Below are 24,684 nucleotides of genomic sequence, written 5' to 3'. Positions count from 1 at the left end.
ACCGGCGGTCGCGTACCCCCGGGGACGTGCTCGCCCGCGCGGCGCGGGCGGGCGACCTGGCCGAGGTGGACGGCGCCGTCGCCGACTGCTTCGCCTGCCCCCGGCTGGTCGCCTGGCGGGAGGAGGTCGCCGCCGTCCGCCGGGCCGCCTTCCGCGACCAGGAATACTGGGGCCGCCCGGTCCCCGGCTTCGGCGTCGCCGACGCCCGGATCGCCATCCTCGGGCTGGCCCCGGCCGCGCACGGCGGCAACCGGACCGGGCGGATCTTCACCGGTGACCGCTCCGGCGACGTGCTCTTCGCCGCGCTGCACCGGGCCGGTCTGGCCAACCAGCCGACCAGCGTCGCCGCCGACGACGGCCTCGCGCTGCGACACACCCGGATCGCCGCCGCCGTCCGCTGCGCCCCGCCGGACAACAAGCCCACCCCGGCGGAGCGGGACACCTGCGCGCCCTGGCTGCACCGGGAGATCGACCTGATCAGACCCACCCTGCGCGTCGTGGTCACGCTCGGTGCGTTCGCCTGGGCGGCGTGGTGGCCGGTGCTCCGCCGGGTGTACGGCCTGCGCCCGCCCACCCCGCGACCCGCGTTCGGGCATGGGGCACACTGGTCCGGAGGCGAGGCCGCCCCGCAGCTGCTCGGCTGTTACCACGTCAGCCAGCAGAACACCTTTACCGGGCGGCTCACACCGACAATGCTGGACGAGGTGTTCGCCCGGGCCCGGCACCTGGCCGGGCTGGAGGACTCCCACTAAGACGGCTCAGGAGGGCGGTGTGATGACCGACGGGCACTCCGGTCGTGCCCGCCCGGCACCGCACCCGCCCCGGTCCAGCCTCACCGCCGGCCTGCTCCGGACGCTCTGGCCGCTGGCGGCGGTCGCCGGGCTGCTGGCGCTGGCCGCACTCGCCGCCGCGCACTCGTCGATCGGGTTCACCCGGGTCGAGCCGCCGGCCGACCTCGTGCCGACGATCGAGCAGCCGGCCCAGCCCGCCGGGGTGGAGCAGCCGACCGGCAGCGCCGCGCCCGGTCAGCCCGGCAACTACCTGCCCGACTGGGTCCCGATGGTCGGCACCGTGCTCTGCGGCGCGGTGGTGGTGGCGGTACTGGCCGCGCTGCTCTGGGCGCTGGCCCGGGACCTGCTGCGCCGCCGCCGGGGGCTGGTCCGCCCGGGCGCCCGGAAGCTCCGCTCCGCCGAGCAGACCGCCGAGGAGGTGGTCGCCGCGCTCGACGCCGGACTGGTCGACCTCTCCGACAGCGACGCCGACCCGCGCAAGGCGGTGATCGCCTGCTGGGTACGCCTGGAGCAGGCCGCCGCCGCGGCCGGGGTCGAACGCCGGCCCGGGGACACCCCGACCGACCTGGTCACCCGGCTGCTCGGCGCCGGCCGGCCGGTCAGCGCCGACGTGCTGGCCGCGTTCGCCGACGTCTACCGCGAGGCCCGGTACGCCACGCACACCGTCGACGAGCGGATGCGCGCCCAGGCCCTGGCCGCACTGCGCCGACTGCGTACCGAACTCACCTCCGGCGGTGGCCGGGTGGGGGCGGACCGCGAGCGGGCGCAGGCCGAGGGCAGGCCCGGGTGAGCGGATCCAGCGCCAGCATCTTCGACCTGCTCCAGGACGAGGAGGAGCAGCAGCCGACGGCCGTCCGCCGGCGCGGTCGGGTAGCCGGCTGGCTGCGGCTCGGACTGGCCGCGGCCGGTCTCGCCGCGGCGGTCGTACTCGGGCTGCGCATGGTCGGGGTCGGGGTCTCCGTCGCCGCCGTCTTCGCCGGCTTCCTCGCCCTGCTGCTGCTGCGCCGGCTCGCCCGGACCCTCGCCCCGCCACCACCGGTGCCGATCCGGCTCCGCCGCCCCGCCGACCACGGCGAGGAGGACGGCAGCTACAACTGGACCGTCCGGGACGCCCTGGGCAGCTCGGTCAACCGCTGGGAGGCCAAACTGAGCTGGTCGCAGGGGGAGCCGGAGCGGTTCGCCCGGGCGGTACTGCCGGTGCTCGGCGAACTCGTCGACGAGCTGCTCCGGCAGCGGCACGGCGTCACCCGGGCCACCGACCCGGAGCGGGCCCGGGCGCTGCTCGGCGAGCCACTGTGGAACTTTCTCGACACGCCTCCCAAGCGCACCCCGGCGCCGCGCGACCTCGCGGCGATCGTCGCCACATTGGAGAAGCTATGACAGACGCGGACCAGGTCAGCACATTCGACGTGGGTCGGCTGGCGCAGGCCGTACTCGACCAGGTCGGCACGGTCGTGGTGGGCAAGCGGGACGCGCTGGAGCTGGTGCTGGCCGGCATTCTGGCCGGCGGGCACGTGCTGCTGGAGGACCTGCCGGGGCTCGGCAAGACGCTGACCGCGCGCTCCTTCGCCCAGGCGCTCGGGCTCGACTTCCGGCGGTTGCAGTTCACCCCCGACCTGCTCCCCGCCGACGTCACCGGTTCGTTCCTCTACGACCAGCGCACCGCCGACTTCAGTTTCCGGGCCGGGCCGGTCTTCACCAACCTGCTGCTGGCAGACGAGATCAACCGTACGCCGCCGAAGACCCAGGCGGCGCTGCTGGAGGCGATGCAGGAGAAGCAGGTCTCGGTCGAGGGCGTCACCTACCGGCTGGACCCGCCGTTCCACGTGATCGCCACCGCCAACCCGATCGAGTACGAGGGCACCTATCCGCTGCCGGAGGCGCAGCTCGACCGGTTCCTGCTCCGGGTCTCGTTCGGCTATCCGGGCCCGGAGGAGGAGTGGGACGTACTCCGCCGTCGGATGGCCCGCCGCCAGGAGGAGGCGGAGCTGAAACCGGTGGTGAACGCCGAGCTGCTCCGGGGCATGCAGGCGGCCCTGGAGGACGTGGTGGTGGAGGACTCGATCGGCCGCTACATCGTGGCGCTGACCGCCGCCACCCGGGAGCACGCCTCCGTACTCGTCGGCGCCTCGCCCCGGGGCTCGCTCGCCCTGCTGCTGCTGGCCCGGGCGATCGCCGCGTTCGCCGGCCGCGACTACGTGATCCCGGAGGACGTCAAGGCGGTCGCGGTGCCGGTGCTCGCACACCGGATCACGCTGCGCCCGGAGATGTGGCTGCGCCGGGTCGACCCGTCGTTCGTGGTCAACGAGGTGCTGGAGACCACGCCCGCGCCGGCCAGCGGTGCGCTGCCCAGCTATGCCGCCGGCCCGGCCGGGGCACGCGCGACGTGAGTTCCACCGGCCCGACCCTGCGACCCGCCGTCCCCGGACAGCGGGCGGTCGCCCCTGCCGTGTCGGCGTCGCCCGGGTACGGCCCGGTGCCGGACTGGGTCTCCACCCGGGCACTCGGCCGGGCGGTACTGCTCACCGGGCTCTTCCTGGTGGCCGGTGCGCTGCTCGGCCGGATCGACCTGGTGGTGCTGGCCGCCCCGTTCGCGCTCGGCACCGCGTACGCGCTGCGCCGCCGTCCGGTCCGGCCGCCGGAGATCGGGATCGGGGCCGAGGACACCAACCTGGTCGAGGGGGGCGCGCTGCTCGCCGGGATCAGCGTCGGCAACCGCGACGAGGTCGGCTACGACCTGGTACTGGTCCGTACCGTGGTCTCGTCCTGGCTGCGGATCGACGAGGTCCGGTTCGCGTCCGACGGTCCCGGGGCGGACGGCCCGGCCCCGGCGGACGGGTCCGACGAGGCCACCCGGCCCGGCCGCCGGGACGCCACCGACCGCCCCTACGGCTTCACCGTGCCGGGCGGCACCGTCGCCGACCTGGAACTGCGCGGCGGGACGCTGCGCTGGGGCCGGCACTCGCTCGGGCCGGCGGCGGTGCGGGCGATCGCCTGCGACGGGCTGCTGGCGAGTCAGACCGTGCTCAGCGAGGCCCGCGCGGTGCCGGTCTATCCGGTCACCGAGCCGTTCGACGCGGACGAGGCGATGCCCCGGGCCGCCGGACTGGTCGGCGGGCACCGGTCCCGGCGCCCGGGCGAGGGCGGCGAGCTGGCCGGGGTACGCATCTTCGGGCCGGGGGACCGGCTGCGCCGGATCGACTGGCGGGTCTCGCTGCGGGCCCGGCAACTGCACGTGGCGGCGATGCTCTCCGACCGGGACGCCGAGGTGGTGCTGCTGCTCGACGTGCTGGCCGAGGCGGGCCGCTCGGGTGGGATCCGGGGCAGCGCCTCGGTGCTGGACACCTGCGTCCGGGCCGCCGCCGCGATCGCCGAGCACTACCTGCACCGGGGCGACCGGGTCTCGCTGCTGGAATACGGTCCGTCGGCCCGTCGACTCCGCCCGGCGACCGGCCGGCGGCAATACCTGACCCTGCTGGAGTGGCTGCTCGACGTCCGGGTCGAACAGTCCCCGCACGAGCCGTACGACCAGGTCTTCGGCCCGCACCTGCTCTCCTCGAACGCCCTGGTGGTGGTGCTCACCCCGCTGGTGGACGCCCGCTCGGCGGCGATGCTGGCCCGGCTGGCCCGGTCCGGCCGGTTCGTGGTGGCGGTGGACACCCTGCCGCCGTCGGCGGTACCGCCGAAGCGGGGCCAGTGGACCGAGCTGGCGCACCGGCTCTGGCGGCTGGACCGGGACACCACGATCGGGCAGCTCCGCGAGCACGGGGTGCCGGTGGTCACCTGGGCCGGGGCCGGCAGCCTCGACCTGGTACTCCGGGACGTCGCCCGGCTCGCCTCCGCACCCCGGCCGGCGCTGCGGTGAGGGCCGGCGTGTCGAACGGAGCGCCGCCGTGGTGAACCGGGTCAAGGAGTTCTACACCGCGATCGGCCGGATCACCCTGGTGCCGCTGCTGGTCCGGTGTGGTGTCTTCCTCTGCGCGCTGCTGGCGCTGCTGCTGGCGTACCCGGCCGGGTCGTCCGAACCCCGGCTGCTCGGCCTGCTGGTGGTGGCGGCGCTGGCGCCCGCGATCGCGCCCCGGCGGAACTGGCCCACCCTGGTACTGCTGGCCGCGGCCGGCGCCTGGGTGGTGGCCACCGGCTGGTACGACCAGCGGGTGGAGCTGTGGCGACTGCTCGCCCTGGCCACCTTCCTCTACCTGACCCACACCCTCGCGGCGCTCGCCGCCCTGCTGTCGTACGACGCGGTGGTCGCCCCCGAGGTGCTGGCCCGGTGGGTGACCCGGGCGCTGGGTGTCGCACTCGCCTCGGCGGTGCTCTCGGTGCCGCTGCTGGCCATCGACGGGCAGTTGGGCGACCGGGGTTCCGTCGTCGTGCTGCTCGGCGGCCTCGCCCTGGCCGTCTGCGCCGCCGCACTGCTCGGCTGGCTGTTCCGCCGCAGGTAGCGATAGCGGCTGCTGTTCCGCCGTGGATAGCGGCCGGCTGGCTGTTCCGCCGCAGATGGCGGCGGCTGTTGCTGTCCCGCTGCCGGTAGCGGGCGGCTGCCGTTCCGCCGCAGGTGGCGGGCGGTTTCCGGGGTTCGACCGGTCCCGGCGACACGATCAGCGCAAACTGGGGTAACGCGGGTCACCTGGCGTCGTCAATCACAGAAGGGGCATCTGGCCGGCATCCGGAGCCGGGTGGGGGAAGGATGGAGGCGTGAATCCGCAGCGGATCCTTGTGGTGGGCGCCGGTCACGTCGGCCTGTACGCGGCCCTGCGCCTGTCGAAGAAGCTCCGGTCGTGGGAGGCCGAGGTCATCGTCGTCGACCCGCAGCCCCACATGACGTACCAGCCCTTCCTGCCCGAGGCGGCTGCCGGCAACATCTCGCCCCGGCACTCCGTGGTGCCGCTCCGGCGCGAGTTGCGGCGCTGCACCATCGTCTCGGGCTCGGTCAGCCGGATCGAGCACGACCGGAAGACCGCCATCGTGCAGCCGATCATCGGCCCGGCCCGGGAGATCCAGTACGACCACATCGTGGTGGCGCCCGGCTCGGTCTCCCGTACCCTGCCCATCCCCGGACTGGCGGAGCGGGGCATCGGGTTCAAGACCATCGGTGAGGCGATCTTCCTGCGCAACCACGTGCTGGACCGGTTGGACGTGGCCGCCGCCACCACCGACCCGGAGACCCGGCGCTGCGCGCTGACATTCGTCTTCGTCGGCGGCGGCTACGCCGGCATCGAGGCGCTGGCCGAGATGGAGGACATGGCCCGGGACGCCCTGAAGTACTACCCGGAGCTGAAGCCCGACGACATGCGCTGGGTGCTGGTCGAGGCGACCCTGCGGGTACTGCCCGAGGTCGACCGGGACATGGGCGCGTACACGGTCGCGCAGTTGTTGAAGCGGAAGATGGACATCCGGCTGGAGACCCGACTGGAGTCCTGTGTGGACGGGCTGGTCCGGCTCTCCGACGGGGACAGCTTCCGGGCCGACACCATCGTCTGGACCGCCGGGGTGAAGCCGGCGCCGATGCTGGCCCAGACCGACCTGCCCCGGGACGAGCGGGGCCGGATCACCTGCCTGCCGACCCTCCAGGTGGTCGACGGCGACCGGATCGTCGACGGGGCGTGGAGCGCCGGTGACTGCGCGGCGGTGCCGGACCTGACCGGCCCGCCCGGGGCGTACTGCTCGCCGAGTGCCCAGCACGCGGTCCGGCAGGCGGCGCGGATGGCCGACAACATCCGGGCGGTGATCCGGGGCCGGGTGCCGGTGGACTACAAGCACAAGCACGCCGGCAGCGTGGCCAGTCTCGGCCTGCACAAGGGGGTCGCCCAGGTCTACGGGATCAAGCTCAAGGGGCTGCCGGCCTGGTTCATGCACCGGACGTACCACATGAGCCGGATCCCGTCGCTGAACCGCAAGGTACGGGTGATCGTGGACTGGACGCTCGCCTTCGTACTCCGTCGCGAGGTGGTCGCGCTGGGCCAGTTGCACGACCCCCGGGAGGAGTTCGTCGAGGCGAGCACGGCGGCGGGCAGCCGGGCCGGCGACCGCCGCCCGGTCTGACCCCGAGTACAGCGCCCGGCCCGGCGTCCGGGCCGGGCAGCGGGCTCGGGTCAGACCCGCCAGGTCCAGGCGTCGGCCACCCGGGTACCGGGGCCGAGCAGCGACTCCAGGGTGGTACGCAGGCTCGCCACGTACGGGGCGTCGTCGGCGAGTACGACGCAGGAGGCGCCCCAGAACTCGATGTCCTGGCGGGCCCGGTCCCGCTGCTCCTGGCTGATCACCGGCACGCTGCCGTTCTTGGCCACGTCGGCGAGCAGTTGTGAGGTGGGCTGCTTGTAGGTGCCCATCGACGCCTGGCCGCCGGCCGCGTACGGGCCGATGAAGAAGCCCTCCGGCAGCGCGAACGACGCGTCGGTGGCGGCTGACCAGCGCATCGGCCAGGGTTCCTGCGGGGTCGGCAGCGGCACCGGCACCAGTACGCCGTTCGGCTCGACACAGTCCCGCCAGTGCCCGTCGGCGATGAACTGCGGCAGCGGCGGCCGGGCGGCGGTCGGGATCTGGGCCGGGAAGATCGGCAGCAGCGCGATGACCGCTGCCAGCGGCACCATGACCCGTACCGGCCGCTCCGGCGCGGCCAGTCCCCGGTCGACGGCGAGTACCAGCACGGTGGCGATCAGCGGAAGCAGCGCCAGGGCGAACCGCATCGGCAGCGCGCCGTCCACCACGGGCAGCCCCAACAGCAGTGAGTACGGTCCGGTGATCCCGGTCTGCTCCTTGTCGACCACGATCGTCGGCCCGAGCGAGAGCGCCGCCATCACGACGCCGGAGGTGACACAGGCGACGACCATCGGCCGGCGGATCAGCCAGCCGGCGGCGAGAACGGCGGCCAGCAGGAGCGGCCAGCCGAGGAAGGTGTTGTATTCGGCCGGTCCGGTGGTCAGCCGGGCGGCCTCGGGCGAGCCGGCGATCGACATCGGGGAGATCGCCGACCAGCTCGCCAGGTCGGCGTAGAAGTAGTGCGGGCTGAACATGCCGTTCGGCACGCTCTGCGGCCCGGCGAACTGGAACCAGAGCGGGTACGCCAGCACCGGCAGGGCCAGCGCGACCGCCAGTGCCATCCCGGCGAGGAATCCGGGGGCCACCCGGCGGGCCACCGACCAGTTCGCGGCGGCGTACGCCAGGGTGAAGACGACCAGGGCGACGGCGGCCAGGAAGAGCGTCTCCTCGCCGACGAAGACCTGCACCGTCACCCCGGCGGCGAGCCCGACCGCCGAGGTGACCACCCGCCGCCAGTCGATCCCCGGCCGGTCCGGCCGGGCTTGCGGGTCGGCCGCCCGGACCATCCGGACGACCAGCCAGACCAGCACCGGCACCAGCCACTGCGCGGTCATGTGCAGATGGCTGTTGGACTGGGAGATGATCCCCGGCCCGAAGCCGCAGAGCCCGGCGCCGAGCGCGGCGGCCGGCAGCCGGGCGCCGAGCAGCCGGGTGAAGAGCAGATACCAGGCGATCGCGGTACCGGCCAGGTTGCCGGCGGCGAGCAGCGCGAAGGTGACCGGTGCCCCGAAGGCCAGCGTGATCGGCGCGAACACCATGCCGAGGGCGATGACCGTGGTGTTGGCCATCAGGTTCACCCCGTCGGGGGCGTTGAGCCGGTCGCTCAACAGGGTGAAGTCGCCGTGCAGCACCCGGGAGTCGACGGCCAGGAACCATTCGTAGAGGGCCTGGTCCTCCGGATTGAGCGCCAGCACCCGGGCGCCCGGGTCCGGCCACAGCCCGGCGGTGAGCCAGCCGGCGAGGACGACGAAGAGCAGGCACACCGCCAGGTCGGACCCGTTCCGGTGCAGCGCGCCCTGCCAGCGCCCCCGGAAGGACCTGGTCGGCCCGGGGATGCTGGCGGTCGTGGCCGGGCCGGAGTCGGCGTCCTGCGCCGCGCGGGCTGTGCTGGTCACGACAGTGACCCTAGTGCCGATCCGGGAACGGGGTGCGCCCGGTGGGGCTGCACCCGCTACCGTGGCAGGCACCAGGACCGAGGAATTTCGGCGCCTGCCCGGGTGGTGGAAAGGCAGACACGGCCGCCTTAAAAGCGGCTGCCGCAAGGCGTGCGGGTTCGACCCCCGCCCCGGGCACAATCCGCGCTGTTGACCGGCCCGACCCCTCTGCCAGGTGGCCGAGTGACGTGGATCTCCACAACCTCGCCGGGGCGCATTACCCTGGATAGGGCACGGGCACTGTGCACCGACCCTTTCAGGAGGCTTGACAAAGTGAAGACGTCCAATCCGGTGCTGGCCCGACTCGGCCAGGCGGCCGAGCGGGAGCGGGCGTCGGGGTACGCCCCGGCCGGCGCATACGGGCAGCCCGGCTACGGGCAGCCGTACCCGACGGATGCGGGCTACCCGGCCGCGCCGCCCACCGTACAGCCGATGTCCATCGACGACGTCGTCGTCAAGACCGTCACCCTGCTCGGCATCACCGGGCTCTCCGCCGCGTTCGCCTGGCTGCTGGTGCCGGACGCGCTCGTCGGCGCGGCCTGGATCGGCGCCGCCGTCGTCGGGCTGGTGCTCGGCCTGGTGATCTCGTTCATGCGGATCGCCAACCCGGCGCTGGTGATCGCGTACGCCGTCGTCGAGGGCGTCTTCGTCGGCATGGTCAGCAAGTTCTTCGAGGTCATCGCCGGCTACCAGGGCATCGTCCTCCAGGCGGTGATCGCCACCTTCGGCGTCTTCTTCCTGATGGCCGGGCTCTACAAGGCCAAGGCGATCCGGGCGACGCCGAAGTTCATCCGTGGCGTGATCGCCGCCACGGTCGGCATCTTCGCGGTCATCTTGATCAACTTCGTGCTGTCGCTCTTCGGCGTCGAGACCGGGCTCCGTGACGGCGGCCCGATCGCCATCGGGTTCAGCCTGATCTGCATCGTGATCGCCTCGCTCAGCTTCATCCTCAGCTTCCACGAGGTGGAGGAGGGCGTGCGGATGGGCCTGCCGCGCCGCTACTCCTGGACTGCCGCCTTCGGCATCCTGGTCAGCCTGGTCTGGCTCTACATCGAGATCCTGCGGTTGCTCAGCTACTTCCAGGGCGACGACTGACCCTCGTCCCGTGACCGGCGCGACCCGCGCGCCGGCCAACTCCGCGACGCCCGTTCCCCGACTTCCGGGGGGCGGGCGTCCGCCGTTGGGCGATGGATCGGCGGCGACGGAAATGTCTGCTTTGCTAGCATCGGGCGTGCGGAGCGCGAACCCGGTACTGACCCGGCTGGACGACACCGCCCGGGCGGAACGGCAGGTACTCGGCGTCGGGGCGACCCGGCCGATGACCGTCGACGACGTGGTGGTGCGTACCGTCGGCCTGCTGCTGCTGACCGGGGCCACCGGGGCGGTCGCCTGGACGTACGTGACCGACGGCTGGGCCGCGCCGGCCGCGCTCGGTTCGGCGCTGGCCGGGCTGGTACTGGCCCTGGTGATCTCGTTCCGGCGGATCACCAACCCGGTCCTGATCGCCGGGTACGCGGTGCTCCAGGGGGTGCTGCTGGGCGTCGCCAGCCGGGGCTTCGAGGCGGTCTACCCCGGCATCGTGGTGCAGGCCGTGGTCGGCACCTTCGGAGTCTTCGTCGGGATGGCGGTGCTCTACGGGCTGCGGGTGCTCCGCGCCACGCCCCGGTTCACCCGGCTGGTGGTCGGGGCGCTGATCGGGGTGGTGGTGCTGAGTCTGGTCAACCTCGCCGTCTATCTGATCGCCGGCCGGCAGGCCCTGGTGGTCTACAGCACCGGCAGCAAGGTCGGCTGGTTGCCGTACGTCTTCGCGCTGGTCGCCATCACGGTCGGCGCGCTGACCTTCGTACTCGACTTCGACCTGGTGGAGCGGGGGGTCCGGGACGGCCTGCCGGTCCGGTACGCCTGGTTCTGCGCGTTCGGAATACTGGTCGGTCTGATCTTCCTCTACTGGCAGATCCTCCGTTTGCTCAGCTACGTACGGCGCTGAGCCGACCGTAAACTCGCCGTGATGAACGCGCCCGAACCCGCCCGCCCGGCCGAGTCGCTGGTCCGCCAGCTCGACCTGCTCGTCGGTCAGGTGGGGCACTGGACCCCGCCGCGCTGGGCGGCACCGGGCCCGTCCGGTGGGCCGGCCCGGGCCGACCTGGTGCACCGGCTCGTCCAGTTCCTCGCCGACCTGGGCGCGGACGCGGCCGGGGAGCCACGGCGGCCGGTACCCCGGTTGGAGAACGACCTGGCCCTGCCCGACCAGCTCCGGGTGGTGGTGGCGGACCTGGTCGGCGCGGATCCGCCGGCGCCGGTGCTGGCCGGCGCCGCCGACCAGGTGGCGACCGTCCGACAGGCGCTCTGACCAGGGCGGACCGTTCGACCTGGGCCGGCGGGTCGGCTCAGCACTCCGGCCTGACCGGCACCACCAAGGCGGACGGCTGCCGCCGGGCAGACCCCACCACTCAGGCTCGGCTCAGCTCAGCCGCTCCAGCACCATCGCCATGCCCTGGCCGCCGCCGACGCACATGGTCTCCAGCCCGATGGTCCGGTCGTGCCAGTCCAGGGCGTTGAGCAGAGTACCGGTGATCCGGGCGCCGGTCATCCCGAACGGGTGCCCGACCGCGATCGCCCCGCCCATCACGTTGAGCTTCTCCAGCGGGATGTCGAGCTGCCGGTACGACGGGATCACCTGCGCCGCGAACGCCTCGTTGATCTCGACCAGGTCGACGTCGTCGATGGTCATCCCGGCCCGCCGCAACGCCTGCCGGGACGCCTCGACCGGGCCGAGTCCCATGATCTCCGGGGAGAGCGCGGTCACCCCGGTGGAGACGATCCGGGCCAGCGGAGTGATCTCCAGCTCCCGGGCCCGCTCCGCGCTCATGATGATCACCGCCGCCGCGCCGTCGTTGAGCGGGCAGCAGTTGCCGGCGGTGATCCGGCCGTCGGGGCGGAACACCGGCTTCAGCCCGGCCACCCCGTCCAGGGTCACCCCCGGGCGTGGCCCGTCGTCGGAGTCGACCCACTCGCCGGAGGGGAGGGTGACCGGGGTTATCTCCCGGGCCCAGAAGCCGTCGGCGATGGCCTTCTCCGCGAGATTCTGGCTGCGTACGCCGAACTCGTCCATGTCGGCCCGGGTCACGTCGTACGCCTGGGCGAGGTTCTCGGCGGTCTGGCCCATCGCCAGGTAGACGTCGGGCAGTCCACCGTCGAGCCGGGGGTCGGTCCAGACCGGTGTGCCAGCCTCGGTACGGGCCGCCGAGCGGGCCCGGGCCGCGTCGAACCTCGGGTTCTGCCAGCCGCCGCCGACGAGTTCCTGCGCCTCGGGCGGGAGGGTGTCGGAGTTGCCCCGGACGTACCGGGAGACGCACTCCACGCCGGCCGAGACGAAGACGTCACCCTCACCGGCCCGGATCGCGTGCAACGCCATCCGGGTGGTCTGCAACGAGGAGGCGCAGTATCGGGTCAGGGTGGCCCCGGGCACCGTGTCCAGGCCGAGCAGCGTGGCCACCACCCGGGCCATGTTGAAGCCCTGCTCGCCGCCGGGCAGCCCGCAGCCGAGATAGAGGTCGTCGATCTGGGTCGGGTCGAGCTGCGGCACCTTGTCGAGCGCGGCCTGGACGATCGTCGCGGCCAGGTCGTCCGCGCGCAGTTCGCGCAGGGAGCCCTTGTAGGCCCGGCCGATCGGGGAGCGGGCGGTCGCGACGACAACGGCTTCGCGGGGGGACGCGGTCGACATGAACCAACGTTAACCCGGTTCGGTCCCGTGGTCACCAGCGGGCGCACCCGCGGTCGATCCGCTGGATCCGCGTCCCCTTCCGGAGGGCGGTGCCGGGCTTCCGTCCGGGCTGCCCGGCCCGGGGCCGTACGGGATGGCGGAGACCAGTTCCTCGACGAACCGGTCGGGGTGGTGGTCGAGGAGTTCGTCGCCGGCCGTACCGAGGAAGGCGACCAGGAATGCCCGGTAGAAGCAGGCTCCGAGGAAGAGGTTGGCCAGCGCCACCGGGTTGGCCGTGGGCGCGATCCGGCCCAACTCCCGCTCCCGCCGGAGGTACTCCGCGAAGTAGGCGTTCGCGTGCTGCGGCCCGGCGCCCATCCGGCGGAACAGCTCGCGCTGCCGGTCGAGCAGCACCGGTTCGGCGAAGAGCGCCATGGCGAGCTGGCCGGAGTCGGAATAGACCCGGAGCATCTCGTGGCCGAGGTCGGTCAACCGCCCCGGTACGGTGCCGCTGCCCGCCTGTTCCGGCAGCCGGATCATCAGCCCGATGAACGGGGCGAGCCGAATCCGCATCACGGCGAGGAAGAGGTCCTCCTTGCCGGTGAAGTGCTTGTAGAGGGCGGCCTCGGAGTAGCCGGCGACCCGGGCGATCTCCTTCGTCGTGGTGTGCGCCAGGCCCCGCTCCCGGATCACCGTGGAGGCGGCGGCCAGGATGCGCTCCCGGGTCGTCTCGCCTCGTCTTCTCGTGGTCATCGCCCTCGTTCCGTCGGCTGCCGCGGAGGTGCTGACCCGGCGGAGGTGCCGAGTCGGCTCGCTTGACAGGTGGTGAGTGTTCACTACTCTAGTGGTAAGTGAGCACTCACTAACCCCTCGGAAGCTGGGAGAGCGACATGAAACTCACGGTCTTCGCGGCCAGCGGCGGCATCGGCCGGCACCTGCTCCGGCAGGCCGTCGCCGCCGGCCACGACGTGACAGCGGTGGTACGCAGTCCGGCCAGCCTGGCCGGCGAGCCCGAGGGCGTACGGGTGATTCCGGCCGACCTGACCAACCCCGATCCGGCGGTACTGGCCGACGCCGTCGACAAGGCCGACGCAGTGCTCTCCGGCCTCGGTCCCCGGTCGATGGCCGACAGCGGGGTCGCCTCCCGGGGTACCCGCGAGATCGTCGCCGCGATGCGGACCCGGGGCGTACGCCGGATCGTCGTGGTCAGCGCCGCCCCGATCTCCACCGTCGCCGCTCCGGGTCGCCCCAAACCGCCCCCCGACCCGGGCGAGGGACCGCTGATGCGCTACCTGCTGAGTCCGATCACCAAGACCGTGCTCCGGAAGCACTACGTCGACCTGGCGGCGATGGAGGAACTGCTCCGGGACAGCGGCGACCTGGACTGGACCGTCGTACGGCCGCCCCGGCTCACCGACAAGCCACTGACCGGCGTCTACCGGACGGCGTACGGGCGGAGTGTCCGGGGCGGGATGATCGTGCCGCGCGCCGACGTCGCGCACTGCATGCTGCGGACCCTCGAACAGCCGGAGACGATCCGGCAGGCGGTCGCCGTCGCCACCTGACCTCGGGCCGGGGCGGACCCGACGACCGCTAGGGGCTGTCTCGCGGATCTCTGGCGGGCTGCGGCGGGCCCAGACGGCGCCCGGCGGCGTTGGAGGTTCGCCCAGATACAACACCGGTATCCGGACAAACCTCCGCCTTGCCGGATCACCGCCTGGACTCCGCCTCGCTCCACCGAGATCCGCGAGACAGCCCCTAGTCCGTCGGACGTCAGGCCGGCACCACCGCTGCCGGGTGCCGGGGTGGACGGGACTACCGCTGCCGGGTGCCGGCGGCGGCCCGGGCCACGGCGGGGAGCAGGGCGTGCGCCCAGACCCGGTAGCCGTCGGCCGACGGGTGGTAGCCGTCGTGGCAGAGCGTGCCGGCGTCGGCCCGGAACACCGGGCCGGTCTCGGCGGCCAGGTCCACGACCGCGCCGCCGGCCTCCAGCACGGCGACGGCCTGCGCCCGGGCGGTCTGCCGGCCCCACCAGCCGGCGATCTGCCGCAGCGGCGGTGCGATGGCCCGAACCGCGCCGAGGTCGGGACAGGTGCCGACCACCACCCGGACCTGGGCGCCGCGCAGCCGGCGCACCGCCGCGCCGAGGTAGGCCGCCGCCTCGCCCGGCCGGCGCAGCCCCACCACGTCGTTCGCGCCGACCAGGATCACCGCGACGTCCGGGCGCTCGCCGAGCAGTGCCCGGGCCACCTGCGTCGCCAGGTCGGTGGAGCGGGAGCCGGAGACGCCGACGCTGGAGAGCCAGACCTGACGCTCACCGCCGCCGGCCGGCCCGGCTCCCTCGGAGAGCAGCCGGGCGAGCTGCCCGCCGACCGTGTCGTCGGCCCGGTCCACCCCGACCCCGAGCGCGGCCGAGTCGCCGAGCAGGACCAGCCGGAGCGGCGGCGCCCCGGCCCGGCCGACCGTGGAGCGCAGGGCCAGGCCCAGTTCCGGGCGGGCGTACCGGCGGTTGCGGGCCACGAACGCCTCGCCGGCCAGTAACGCGATCCCGCCGACCGTACCGGCGAGCAGCGTGACCGCGGCCCCCCGGGCGATCCGGGTCGCCATCCCGTATGTCGCCGTGCCGCTCGTCGTGTCGAGTCCCGTCATCAAGCCCGTTCCTCTACTGGGGTCGTCGCCTCGTCCAGCGGTGCCGGTGTCTCCGGTGGGCCTCCAGTCTCTCCCGCCCGAGGGTGGCCGAACCAGGCCCCACGGCGGCGGAGCTGTGCCCACCGCCCGCCCGGGCCGTGCTCGCGGCCACCGACCCGGACACCCCGGACCTCCGTACCGGCATGCCGGGCCGCCTCCTGCGCCGCCGCCGGCAGCGACCGTACGCCCTGGTCGGCGGTGAGCGACGGCCGCCGGGGACCGGCACCGAGTGCGGCCAGTACGGTCGGCAGCAGGGCAGCCGCCGCGATCGCGTACCCCTCGGCGGAGGGGTGGAAGTGGTCCCAGGCGAACATCCGGGTCGGTTCGGCCGCGAACCGGGGACCGAGCAGGTCACCCAGGGAGACCGTCAGGCCACCGGCCTCGACCACCGCGACGGTCTGCGCGGCGGCCAGTTGCCGGCTCCACCGCCGGGCCAGCCAGCGCAACGGCGGCTTGATCGGCTGGATCGCACCGAGGTCGGGGCAGGTGCCGACCACCACCTGGGCGCCGGCGGCCCGCAGGTCGCGTACCGCCTCGACGAGGTAGCGGACCGCCACCGAATGCGGCGTACGGTTCGTCACGTCGTTGCCGCCGATCAGGATCACCGCCAGGTCCGGCTTGCGCTCCAGCGCCGCGTCGACCTGCGGGCGCAGCCCCGCGGAGAGGCAACCGACCACGGCGAAGCGGTAGAGCCGGACCGGTCGGCGCAACCGGCGGGAGGTGCCGGTGGCGAGCAGCGCCCCGGGCGTCTCCCGGGGCCGGTGCACCCCGTAACCGGCGGCGGACGAGTCACCCAGGATCACCATCGTGATCGGCTCGCCCGGGAACTTGGCACCGTAGACGCCGTCACCGCGCGGCGGCGGGGCCTCGGCCAGCGGGATCACCCGACGGGCCTGCCGGGCCTGCCCGATCAGCAGCCCGTACCCGGCGGCGGTGGTGAGCGCGGTCAGCCCCACACCCAGCGCCGTCGCCTTTGCCACCCACCGGACGACCGGCCAGGCCGACCGCTCCCGCCGGGCCGACTCCGCCCGCCGCGCCGTCTGGTGCTGCCCCGCCGTCGGGTGCTGCCACGCCGACCGCCGCGGTTGCCACCGCGACGACAGGTTCCGCTGCCGCGACCGCTGTCGCCGTGTCGATCCGGCCGGACTCATCATGTGCCGCACGAGAAACCCCTGGCTTCAGCCATGGGGAGGAGAGGGCGGTCAGGGGTGGTGTTGGTTGTCGGCATGTCGTCGACTCCAATACGGAGAAACTGTCGGATGCGGCTGGGATGCTTCCCGGTGTGGGCGAGACGGTGCGGTACACCTACCGGTTGCGTCCCGGCGCGACCGCGGAGGCTGCGCTGTTGGCTGAGTGGGGGCGGTGTCGCTGGCTGTGGAACGAGGCCGTCCACCAACAGCGATCCGGGTGTAGGCCGACCTTCTGCAAGCTGTCGAAGCTGCTGACCGAGGCACGGGCCCGCTCCTCGTGGCTGGGGGACGGGTCCCAGGTCGCCCAGCAGCAGACGTTGCGTACTTACGCTCTGGCCCTCCAGCACTCCTTCAAGGTGAAGGGACGGGGTCGGCCGAGGGTCAAGCGGCGTAAGGACTCCCTGCCCAGCCTGGAATACACCACGCGCGGGTTCTCGATCCGTGACCGTCGGCTGCGGCTGCCCGGCGGCGTCAGCATTCCGGTCGTGTGGTCCCGTGAGCTGCCGTCCGACCCGACCAGCGTCCGGATCTACCAGGACACACTCGGACACTGGTACGCCTCCTTCGTCGTGCGCCGCGAGTTCACACCCGCGCCCGAGGCTGAGGGGGCGATCGGGGTCGACTGGGGTGTCACGACGACCGCGACCACAACGGATGGGGCCTACGACCTGCCGTACCACGGCCGCCGGAAACGGTGCGCCGCCGAACTTGCCAGGGCGCATCGCCGGATGGCCCGGCGTCGCAGGACGAAGGGCGCCCCGCCGTCGAACGGCTACCTGCGGGCCAAGCGGCAGGCGGCGAAGGTCGCGAAGAAGGCGGCCCGGCAGAACACCCACGACGCCCGGGTCTGGGCGAAGAAGGTCGTCGACAACCACACGACCATCGCCGTCGAGGACTTCAAACCGACATTCCTGGCGAAATCCCGGATGGCTCGCAGGGCCGCTGATGCGGCGATCGGTGCGGCGAAGCGGGAGCTGGTCGACCGTGGCTTGCGGGCGGGCCGGAAGGTGGTGTTGGTGCCGCCCGGCTACACCACGATGACCTGCTCGCAGTGCGGTACGAGAGCCAAGCACCGCCTCGGGCTGGGTGTCAGAGTCTTCCGGTGCGACACCTGCGGCTACACCGCCTGCCGCGACCGGAACGCCGCGAGGACGATCCTCGCCACGGCAGAACGCGGCCGTGCTGGTGCCGACGACGTAAGACATGCGATCACCTCCTTCCGCGATGGTGGTCGGGTGCGGTCCGAGCCAAAAATCCCCCGGCTTCCAGCCGCAGGGAAGCGTTAACCGATCATGATGCCGGTCGCCGCCCACGTCCCGGCGGCCGGGCCGGTCACTTTTCCGGTCGGGCCGGTCGGGTCCCCGAGGCCCGGGCCGGCCGGACTCCGCCGGAGAACGGCAACCCCTACGATTCAGATGATGGAGACCGACTGCCTGTTCTGCCGGATCGTCGCGGGCGAGATCCCGGCCACCGTCGTCCGGGAGACCGACACCACGCTCGCGTTCCGGGACATCGCCCCGAAGGCGCCGGTGCACGTGCTGGTGATCCCGAAGGAGCACTACGCCGACGTGGTGACCCTGACCGAGGCCGATCCCGGGCTGGCCGGCGACGTACTCGGCACCGCGGCCGTGGTGGCCGAGACCGAAGGGCTGGTCGCCGACGGCTTCCGGCTGATCTTCAACACCGGCCCGTACGGCGGGCAGGAGGTCTTCCACGCCCACGCTCACGTGCTCGGCGGCGAGCCGCTGGGGCCGATGCTGGCCCGCTGAGCGCGCTTCCACCAGCCGCTCTCCGGGGTGGGTCGTGCCGTTGCACCGATCCGCCCCGCCGGGCCAGGTGGGGCAGACATAAGATCCGTGATCTTGGTGGGTGGGACCGTGGGCGAGGGGGGATCGTGACCGAGGGAAACCGGCAGTTCGAGCGGCTGGTCCGGCAGGCGCAGGCCGAGTCCCGGATTCCGGCGGTCTCGGCCGCGCTGCACCGGGCCGACCGGCCGCTCTGGACCTGCACGGTCGGCACCAGCGGCAACGACGCCCCGCTGGGCCCGGGCACGGCGTTCCGGATCGGCTCGGTGACGAAGACCTTCACCGCCGTACTCGCGTTGCAGTGCCGGGACGACGAACTGCTCGACCTGGACGACCCGATCGGGGCGCACCTCGACGTACCGGCGCACGGCGAACTGACCGTACGCCGGCTGCTGTCGCACACCTCCGGGGTGCAGCGGGAGCCGTACGGCGACGTGTGGGACACCCTGCACAGCCCGGATCTCGACGAGTTCCTCGCCGACCTGGCCCGGGCCGAACGGGTGCTGCCGCCGGCCCGCCGGTTCCACTACTCCAACCTCGGCGCCGCGCTGCTCGGCCAGGCGGTCGCCAAGGTACGGGGCGGCACCTGGGCGGAGGTGCTCGCCGACCGGGTCCTCGCCCCGCTCGGGCTGGCCGACACCGCCCCGCACCCACCGGCGGGCGCGGCGACCGGGTTCCTGGTCGACGCCTACTCGGACCACGCCCGGCCGGAGCCGAACACCGACCTCGGCGCGGTCGGGCCGGCGGCCCAGCTCTGGAGTACCGCACCCGACATGGCCCGCTGGGCGGCGTTCCTGGCCGACCCGGCGGCGCTGGACCCGGCCGGCGCGGTGCTCCGGCCGAGCACCCTCGACGAGATGCGCTGGCCGCTGGCGGTGACCGACGAGTCGCTCTGGACCGCCGGGTTCGGGCTCGGCCTGATCCTGGTGCCCCAGCGGGACGCCTCGGGTGCCGCCGAGCGGATCCTGCACGTCGGCCACGACGGCGCGATGCCCGGCTTCCTTGCCAGCGTCTACGGCCGGCGGGGCGGCCCCGGCACCCCGGGCGCGATGGGCTGCGCGGTGCTCGGCTCCTCCGGCATCGGCGTCGCGGTGAACGAGCTGGCGCACCAGATCCTGGCCGCCTCGGCCGAGGACGATCCCGCCGACATCGTGCCGTGGACCCCGGGCGAGCCGGCTCCGGAGCCGTACCGCGGGCTGCTCGGTCACTGGTGGGGCGAGGGTTTCGAGTACGTCTTCTCGTGGCGGGACGGCGCGCTGCGGGCCCGGGGTACGGCCGACCCGGCCGGCAAGCCGCCGGCGGTCTTCGCACCGCTGCCGGACCGGCCGGACGTGCTGCGTACGGTCTCCGGCCGGGAGGTCGGCGAGCTGCTCCGGCTGACCCGGGACGACCGGGGCGAGGTGGTCCGGATGCACTGGGCCACCTACCGCTTCACCCGGCACCAGGAGACCTTCGACCGCTTCGACTTCCGCGCGGGCTGACGGTTCTGCCCGGGTTCCGGGCGCCCGCCCCGCGAACCGGCCGGGGGCGCTGGCGGTGCGGGAGAGCGGCGGGCGGCTTTCGGCGACTGTTACCTGAGAGGCGCTACGTCCGTCGGGTTACGCACCTGGTGTCCAGGTCAGCGGTTGTCCGACCCCGCTTCCGTGTGCGGGTTTGGCTTGGGGCGCCCGTCCCAGGAGGGGTGCCGTGGGGCGGCCGCTCACCATCACCGGCGGCGGCTTCCTCGCCCGCCCGGGGTGGCGGGGCCGGTGCGAACGGGCGCCGGCGGCCGGGCCGCCCCGGTCCCCGGGTCTCCGGCGCCGACCGATCGTGGGACGACCTGCCCAGGCCGGTGGAGACTGGCGGAAATGGGCAGCGTGCCGTCGGCGTTGAACGGATACGATGACTCCAACGTCCGCACCTCGCGCGACCAGCCGGGAAGCTCCCGGCGGCGCAGCGGCACCGAGATCGGAAGCAGGTGGCACAGGGCCTCGGGCCCGACCCATGACCGGTACCCCACCCCCCGGGCAGGCCCGGGTGCAGACCAGGATCACGGTTCCAGACCCCAAGATCATGGTTAATCTGCTCGGCGCGGGCGACGAGATCCTGCGACTCATCGAGCGGTCGATCCCCAGTGACGTGCACGTCCGGGGAAACGAGATCACCCTCACCGGTGCCCCTGCCGACAACGCCCTCGCGGAGCGGCTCTTCACCGAGCTGCTCGAGCTGATCGAGAAGGGCGAGACACTGACCACCGACGCCGTACGGCGTACTCTCGGCATGATCGAGCAGGGCGGCACCGAGCGCCCGGCCGAGGTGCTGACGCTCAACATCCTGTCCCGGCGCGGCCGGACCATCCGGCCCAAGACGCTGGGCCAGAAGCGCTACGTCGACGCGATCGACGGCAAGACCATCGTCTTCGGCATCGGTCCGGCTGGCACCGGCAAGACCTACCTGGCGATGGCCAAGGCCGTGCAGGCGCTCCAGGCCAAGCAGGTGAACCGGATCATCCTGACCCGGCCGGCGGTCGAGGCGGGCGAGCGACTCGGCTTCCTGCCCGGCACCCTGCACGAGAAGATCGACCCCTACCTGCGCCCGCTCTACGACGCGCTGCACGACATGCTCGACCCGGACTCGATCCCGAAGCTGATGGCCGCCGGGACGATCGAGGTCGCGCCGCTGGCATATATGAGGGGCCGAACGTTGAATGATGCCTTCATCATTCTCGACGAGGCGCAGAACACCACGCCTGAGCAGATGAAGATGTTCCTGACCCGGCTGGGCTTCGGCTCCAAGATCGTGGTCACCGGCGACGTCACCCAGGTCGACCTCCCGGGCGGCACCACCAGCGGGCTGCGGGCCGTACGCGAGATCCTGGAGGGGGTGGAGGACGTGCACTTCTCCCAACTCTCCAGCTCCGACGTCGTGCGGCACCGGCTGGTCAGTGACATCGTGGACGCGTACGCCCGGTGGGACGCCGAGCGGGAGTCCCAGCAGCAGGGCCAGGGCGTGCACGCCGTACCGGGGCGGACCGCGCACGGCGGCCGGGCCGGCCGGCGCCGCTAGGCAGTCACCAGAGCAGCCGACAGTGCAGTCACCACCACCACAGCTTCCGACAGTGCATCAGGGGAACCAGTTGTCCATCGAGATCGCCAACGAGTCGGGGAGCGCCGTCGACACCGACGCGGTGCTCTCCGTCGCCCGGCACGCCCTCGACGAGATGGGGGTGAACTCCCTCGCCGAGCTGTCGGTGCTGCTCGTCGACGTCGACTACATGACCGAGCTGAACCACCGCTGGATGGGTGGGGACGGCCCGACCGACGTACTCGCCTTTCCGATGGACGAGGGCAGCGTCGACCACGGGCCGGGCGAGGTCAACGGCGGTGAGCCGGCCCTCCTCGGCGACATCGTGCTCTGCCCGGAGGTCGCCGCCAAGCAGGCCGCCACCGCCGGGCACTCGGCCGCCGACGAGTTGCACCTGCTGACCGTGCACGGCGTGTTGCACCTGCTCGGCTACGACCACGCCGAACCTGAGGAGGAACGGGAGATGTTCGCGTTACAGGCGCGGCTCCTGGACAGCTGGCGCGCGACGCGGGCCCAGTGATGCCTGACCATTTAGCCGCGCTGCCCGCGTCGCTGGCGTCGTCCGCCAGCGCCCCGGGTGGCCTACCCGATCTCGCACTGCTGTTCTTCGCCGCCGGCCTGGTGGTGCTCGCCGGGATCTTCGCGATGGCTGACGCCGCGCTCGGCGCCGTCTCCCCGGCCCAGGCCGGCGAGCTGGCCCGGGACGGCGTACGCGGCGCGCGTACCCTCCAGGTCGTCGCCGCCGACGCGGTCCGGCACATCAACCTGTTGCTGTTGCTGCGACTGCTCTGCGAACTGACCGCGACCGTCCTGGTCGCGCTGGTCGCGGTGGACACCTTCGGCGCCGGCTGGACCGCCGCCCTGGTCACCGCGGGCGCGATGACCGTGGTCAGCTTCGTGGTGGTCGGCGTGGCGCCGCGCACCATCGGCCGGCAGCACGCCTACACGGTCGGCCGGGTCACCGCGCCGCTGGTCCGCTGGCTGGGCCGGGTGCTGAACCCGCTTGCCTCGCTGCTGATCCTGATCGGCAACGCGGTGACGCCGGGGCGCGGCTTCCGGGAGGGCCCGTTCGCCACCCAGGTCGAGCTGCGCGAGCTGGTCGACCTCGCCGAGCAGCGCGGCGTCGTGGAGCACGGCGAACGGCAGATGATCCACTCCGTCTTCGCGCTCGGCGAGACCATCGTCCGCGAGGTGATGGTGCCGCGTACCGAGATGGTCTGGATCGAGGCGCACAAGAAGCTGCCGCAGGCGCTGGTGCTCTTCCTCCGCTCCGGCTTCTCCCGGATCCCGGTGATCGGCGACAGCGTCGACGACGTGCTCGGGGTGCTCTACCTCAAGGACGTGATCCGGCAGACCCAGGGCGACGATCCCGCCGCTGCCGGGCGGCCGGTCTCCGAGGTGATGCGCAGCGCCACCTTCGTACCCGAGTCGAAGCCGGTCGACGACCTGCTCTCCGAGATGCAGGCGGCCCGCACCCACATGGTGATCGTCGTCGACGAGTACGGCGGCACCGGTGGGCTGGTCACCATCGAGGACATCCTGGAGGAGATCGTCGGCGAGATCACCGACGAGTACGACGTCGAGCGCCCGCCGGTCGAGCGCCTCGACGACGACCAGGTGCGGGTCACCGCCCGGTTGCCGGTCGAGGACCTCGGCGAGCTGTTCGACGTCGAGTTGCCGGCCGACGAGGTGGAGACGGTCGGCGGGCTGCTCGCCCAGGCCCTCGGCCGGGTGCCGTTGCCCGGTGCCTCGGCCGACGTGGGCGGGCTGCGGTTGATCGCCGAGGGCACCACCGGCCGGCGCAACCACATCGACTCCGTACTGGTCCGCCGGCTCACCGAGGCCGACGGGCCGGAGCAGCAGCAGACGCGTACCGACCCCGAGTCGCGGGGCGCACAGAGCACCCGGGAGCAGCACTCCCGGGCCGAGGAGAGGCAACCCGCAGATGCCTGAGCCGTCCACCGTGCCGACCGCCCCGCTCGGCGGGCACACCCCGTCGGCGACGGTCGAGCTGACCGCCGAGGACACCAAGCTGGTGGTCCTGGCCCGGGGTGCCCGGGGCCGGATCGGCGCGGTGGAGGGCGCGGCAGTACGCGACCAGGACGGCCGGACGTACGCCGCCGCCAGCGTCTCGCTGCCGTCGCTGACCGTTACCGCGTTGCAGCTCGCGGTCGCCTCGGCGGTCGCCGCCGGAGCCACCCGGCTGGAGGCCGGCGCGGTGGTGACCGAGGCGTCGACGCTGGACGGCGCCGGGCACGCCGCCGTCCGCGACCTCGCGACCGACGCGCCGATCCACGTCGCCGCCCCGGACGGCACCCTGCTCGGCACGGTGCTGGAGTGACCGCACCGCACTCCGGCCGCCGGCCGACCCGCCAGCGATCGACCGACGAAACGGCTGGCCAGCGATCGGCCGGCGAGACGACCCGCCAGCGGTCGACCGACGAAACGGCTGGCCAGCGGTCGACCGACGAAACGGCTGGCCAGCGGTCGACCGGCGAGGCGACAGGCCAGCGGTCGACCGGCCAGCGATCGACCGGCGAGGCGGCTGGTCGCGCGTCGGCCCGCCCGCGCCAGGAGGCCGGTTACCGGGCCGGGTTCGCCTGCTTCGTCGGGCGGCCGAACGCCGGCAAGTCGACGCTGACCAACGCGATCGTCGGGCAGAAGATCGCCATCACCTCCAACAAGCCACAGACCACCCGGCACGTGATCCGGGCCGTACTGCACCGGCCGGACTCGCAGCTCGTCCTGGTGGACACGCCGGGGCTGCACCGGCCGCGTACGCTGCTCGGCGAGCGGCTCAACGACCTGGTGCGGCAGACCTGGAGCGAGGTCGACGTGATCGGCCTCTGCATTCCGGCGGACGAGCCGATCGGCCGGGGCGACCGGTTCATCACCGGCGAGCTGGCCGAGCTGAAGGCCAAGGTACTGGCGGTGGTGACCAAGACCGACCTGGTGGACCGGAAACGGCTGGCCGAGCAGTTGCTCGCGGTCAGCGAGCTGGGCGACTTCGCCGAGGTGGTACCGGTCAGCGCGGTCTCCGGCCACCAGGTGGACATCCTGGTCGACGTGATGACCGGCTACCTGCCGTCGTCGCCGCAGCTCTATCCGGACGACATGCTCACCGACGAGCCGGAGCAGATCCTGGTCGCCGAGCTGATCCGGGAGGCGGCCCTGGAGGGGGTCCGGGACGAGTTGCCGCACTCGATCGCGGTGGTGGTCGAGGAGATGATCCCCGAGGACCGGCTGATGAAGATCTACGCCGACGTCTACGTGGAACGCTCCAGCCAGAAGGCGATCGTGATCGGGGCACGGGCCAGCCGGCTCAAGGAGGTCGGCATCCGGGCCCGGCAGCAGATCGAGGAGCTGCTCGGCACCCGGGTCTATCTCGACCTGCACGTCCGGGTGGCCAAGGACTGGCAGCGGGATCCGAAGCAGCTCCGCAAGCTCGGCTTCTGAGCCCGCCCGCCG

General features: G+C 73.0%; 24 protein-coding genes and 1 tRNA gene. 20 read left to right on the top strand and 5 right to left on the bottom strand.

Features of this window, described 5'->3' with window-relative positions:
- Window positions 1–26 precede the first annotated feature (26 nt).
- The 7 genes from Pma05_RS26620 to Pma05_RS26590 all read left to right on the top strand — a co-directional run bounded on the left by Pma05_RS26620 (window position 27) and on the right by Pma05_RS26590 (window position 6,836).
- A complete protein-coding gene (locus Pma05_RS26620) occupies window positions 27–752 on the top strand; it encodes a uracil-DNA glycosylase (RefSeq protein WP_203860206.1) in 726 nt (241 codons plus the stop codon).
- Window positions 753–774: 22 nt separating this feature from the next.
- Window positions 775–1,581, top strand: coding sequence for a DUF4129 domain-containing protein (locus Pma05_RS26615; protein ID WP_203860205.1), 807 nt, complete (start codon window positions 775–777; stop codon window positions 1,579–1,581).
- Window positions 1,578–2,171, top strand: coding sequence for a hypothetical protein (locus Pma05_RS26610; protein WP_203860204.1), 594 nt, complete (start codon window positions 1,578–1,580; stop codon window positions 2,169–2,171). The genes Pma05_RS26615 and Pma05_RS26610 overlap by 4 nt, the downstream gene beginning before the upstream one ends.
- Window positions 2,168–3,181 carry an AAA family ATPase gene (locus tag Pma05_RS26605; RefSeq protein ID WP_203860203.1) on the top strand — a complete coding sequence of 338 codons (1,014 nt, stop codon included), beginning with the start codon at window positions 2,168–2,170 and terminating at the stop codon, window positions 3,179–3,181. The genes Pma05_RS26610 and Pma05_RS26605 overlap by 4 nt, the downstream gene beginning before the upstream one ends.
- A 59-nt stretch (window positions 3,182–3,240) precedes the next feature.
- Window positions 3,241–4,656 carry a DUF58 domain-containing protein gene (locus tag Pma05_RS26600; protein ID WP_203860299.1) on the top strand — a complete coding sequence of 472 codons (1,416 nt, stop codon included), beginning with the start codon at window positions 3,241–3,243 and terminating at the stop codon, window positions 4,654–4,656.
- A gap of 28 nt (window positions 4,657–4,684) precedes the next feature.
- A complete protein-coding gene (locus Pma05_RS26595; RefSeq protein WP_203860202.1) occupies window positions 4,685–5,236 on the top strand; it encodes a hypothetical protein in 552 nt (183 codons plus the stop codon).
- A 253-nt stretch (window positions 5,237–5,489) separates the two neighbouring features.
- A complete protein-coding gene (locus Pma05_RS26590) occupies window positions 5,490–6,836 on the top strand; it encodes an NAD(P)/FAD-dependent oxidoreductase (RefSeq protein WP_203860201.1) in 1,347 nt (448 codons plus the stop codon).
- 50 nt (window positions 6,837–6,886) lie between these two features.
- On the opposite strand, the gene Pma05_RS26585 is transcribed toward Pma05_RS26590, so the two are convergent.
- On the bottom strand, window positions 6,887–8,728 hold the full coding sequence (locus Pma05_RS26585; protein WP_239313125.1) for a hypothetical protein: 1,842 nt from the start codon (window positions 8,726–8,728) through the stop codon (window positions 6,887–6,889).
- Window positions 8,729–8,824: 96 nt separating this feature from the next.
- On the opposite strand from Pma05_RS26585, the gene Pma05_RS26580 reads away from it, so the two are divergent.
- The 4 genes from Pma05_RS26580 to Pma05_RS26565 all read left to right on the top strand — a co-directional run bounded on the left by Pma05_RS26580 (window position 8,825) and on the right by Pma05_RS26565 (window position 11,117).
- Window positions 8,825–8,905 (top strand) — tRNA-Leu (locus tag Pma05_RS26580).
- A 135-nt stretch (window positions 8,906–9,040) separates the two neighbouring features.
- Entirely contained in the window at window positions 9,041–9,862 is an 822-nt protein-coding gene (locus tag Pma05_RS26575) for a Bax inhibitor-1/YccA family protein (protein WP_203860200.1), read from the top strand.
- Between the two features lie 136 nt (window positions 9,863–9,998).
- The gene (locus Pma05_RS26570) at window positions 9,999–10,754 is read left to right on the top strand and encodes a Bax inhibitor-1/YccA family protein (protein ID WP_203860199.1); all 756 of its coding nucleotides are present in this window, start codon (window positions 9,999–10,001) and stop codon (window positions 10,752–10,754) included.
- Window positions 10,755–10,775: 21 nt separating this feature from the next.
- Complete coding sequence (locus tag Pma05_RS26565; protein WP_203860198.1) at window positions 10,776–11,117, top strand: hypothetical protein; 342 nt, start codon at window positions 10,776–10,778, stop codon at window positions 11,115–11,117.
- A 111-nt stretch (window positions 11,118–11,228) separates the two neighbouring features.
- Here Pma05_RS26565 and Pma05_RS26560 read toward each other — a convergent pair whose 3' ends face one another.
- Together Pma05_RS26560 and Pma05_RS26555 are read right to left on the bottom strand one after the other, a co-directional pair.
- Entirely contained in the window at window positions 11,229–12,491 is a 1,263-nt protein-coding gene (locus Pma05_RS26560) for an acetyl-CoA C-acetyltransferase (RefSeq protein ID WP_203860197.1), read from the bottom strand.
- A gap of 9 nt (window positions 12,492–12,500) precedes the next feature.
- Window positions 12,501–13,223 (bottom strand): TetR/AcrR family transcriptional regulator, encoded by a 723-nt coding sequence (locus Pma05_RS26555; protein ID WP_203860196.1) that lies wholly within the window; start codon window positions 13,221–13,223, stop codon window positions 12,501–12,503.
- 137 nt (window positions 13,224–13,360) lie between these two features.
- Between Pma05_RS26555 and Pma05_RS26550 the strand changes: the two genes are divergently transcribed.
- A complete protein-coding gene (locus Pma05_RS26550) occupies window positions 13,361–14,035 on the top strand; it encodes an NAD(P)-dependent oxidoreductase (RefSeq protein ID WP_203860195.1) in 675 nt (224 codons plus the stop codon).
- A 250-nt stretch (window positions 14,036–14,285) separates the two neighbouring features.
- On the opposite strand, the gene Pma05_RS26545 is transcribed toward Pma05_RS26550, so the two are convergent.
- Window positions 14,286–15,077: an SGNH/GDSL hydrolase family protein gene (locus Pma05_RS26545; protein WP_239313166.1), complete on the bottom strand. Its 792-nt coding sequence runs from the start codon at window positions 15,075–15,077 to the stop codon at window positions 14,286–14,288.
- Window positions 15,078–15,118: 41 nt separating this feature from the next.
- A complete protein-coding gene (locus Pma05_RS26540) occupies window positions 15,119–16,138 on the bottom strand; it encodes an SGNH/GDSL hydrolase family protein (RefSeq protein ID WP_203860193.1) in 1,020 nt (339 codons plus the stop codon).
- A 302-nt stretch (window positions 16,139–16,440) separates the two neighbouring features.
- On the opposite strand from Pma05_RS26540, the gene Pma05_RS26535 reads away from it, so the two are divergent.
- The 8 genes from Pma05_RS26535 to era all read left to right on the top strand — a co-directional run bounded on the left by Pma05_RS26535 (window position 16,441) and on the right by era (window position 24,672).
- Complete coding sequence (locus Pma05_RS26535; RefSeq protein WP_203860192.1) at window positions 16,441–17,634, top strand: RNA-guided endonuclease InsQ/TnpB family protein; 1,194 nt, start codon at window positions 16,441–16,443, stop codon at window positions 17,632–17,634.
- A 129-nt stretch (window positions 17,635–17,763) separates the two neighbouring features.
- Complete coding sequence (locus tag Pma05_RS26530) at window positions 17,764–18,117, top strand: histidine triad nucleotide-binding protein (protein ID WP_203860191.1); 354 nt, start codon at window positions 17,764–17,766, stop codon at window positions 18,115–18,117.
- Between the two features lie 125 nt (window positions 18,118–18,242).
- Window positions 18,243–19,634: a serine hydrolase domain-containing protein gene (locus tag Pma05_RS26525; protein WP_203860190.1), complete on the top strand. Its 1,392-nt coding sequence runs from the start codon at window positions 18,243–18,245 to the stop codon at window positions 19,632–19,634.
- Between the two features lie 502 nt (window positions 19,635–20,136).
- The gene (locus tag Pma05_RS26520) at window positions 20,137–21,198 is read left to right on the top strand and encodes a PhoH family protein (protein ID WP_203860189.1); all 1,062 of its coding nucleotides are present in this window, start codon (window positions 20,137–20,139) and stop codon (window positions 21,196–21,198) included.
- 70 nt (window positions 21,199–21,268) lie between these two features.
- The gene (ybeY, locus tag Pma05_RS26515; RefSeq protein ID WP_203860297.1) at window positions 21,269–21,736 is read left to right on the top strand and encodes an rRNA maturation RNase YbeY; all 468 of its coding nucleotides are present in this window, start codon (window positions 21,269–21,271) and stop codon (window positions 21,734–21,736) included.
- Window positions 21,736–23,169: a hemolysin family protein gene (locus tag Pma05_RS26510; RefSeq protein WP_203860188.1), complete on the top strand. Its 1,434-nt coding sequence runs from the start codon at window positions 21,736–21,738 to the stop codon at window positions 23,167–23,169. The genes ybeY and Pma05_RS26510 overlap by 1 nt, the downstream gene beginning before the upstream one ends.
- A complete protein-coding gene (locus Pma05_RS26505; protein ID WP_203860187.1) occupies window positions 23,162–23,557 on the top strand; it encodes a cytidine deaminase-like protein in 396 nt (131 codons plus the stop codon). Before Pma05_RS26510 ends, Pma05_RS26505 begins: the two co-directional genes overlap by 8 nt.
- Window positions 23,554–24,672, top strand: coding sequence for a GTPase Era (era, locus tag Pma05_RS26500; RefSeq protein WP_239313123.1), 1,119 nt, complete (start codon window positions 23,554–23,556; stop codon window positions 24,670–24,672). Before Pma05_RS26505 ends, era begins: the two co-directional genes overlap by 4 nt.
- Window positions 24,673–24,684: the final 12 nt, after the last annotated feature.

Origin of the sequence: Plantactinospora mayteni (genome assembly GCF_016862935.1) — a bacterium.
GTDB classification, from domain to species: domain Bacteria; phylum Actinomycetota; class Actinomycetes; order Mycobacteriales; family Micromonosporaceae; genus Plantactinospora; species Plantactinospora mayteni.
Note: the sequence above shows the minus strand (reverse complement) of the source record. Positions and strands in the feature narration are given on the sequence as shown.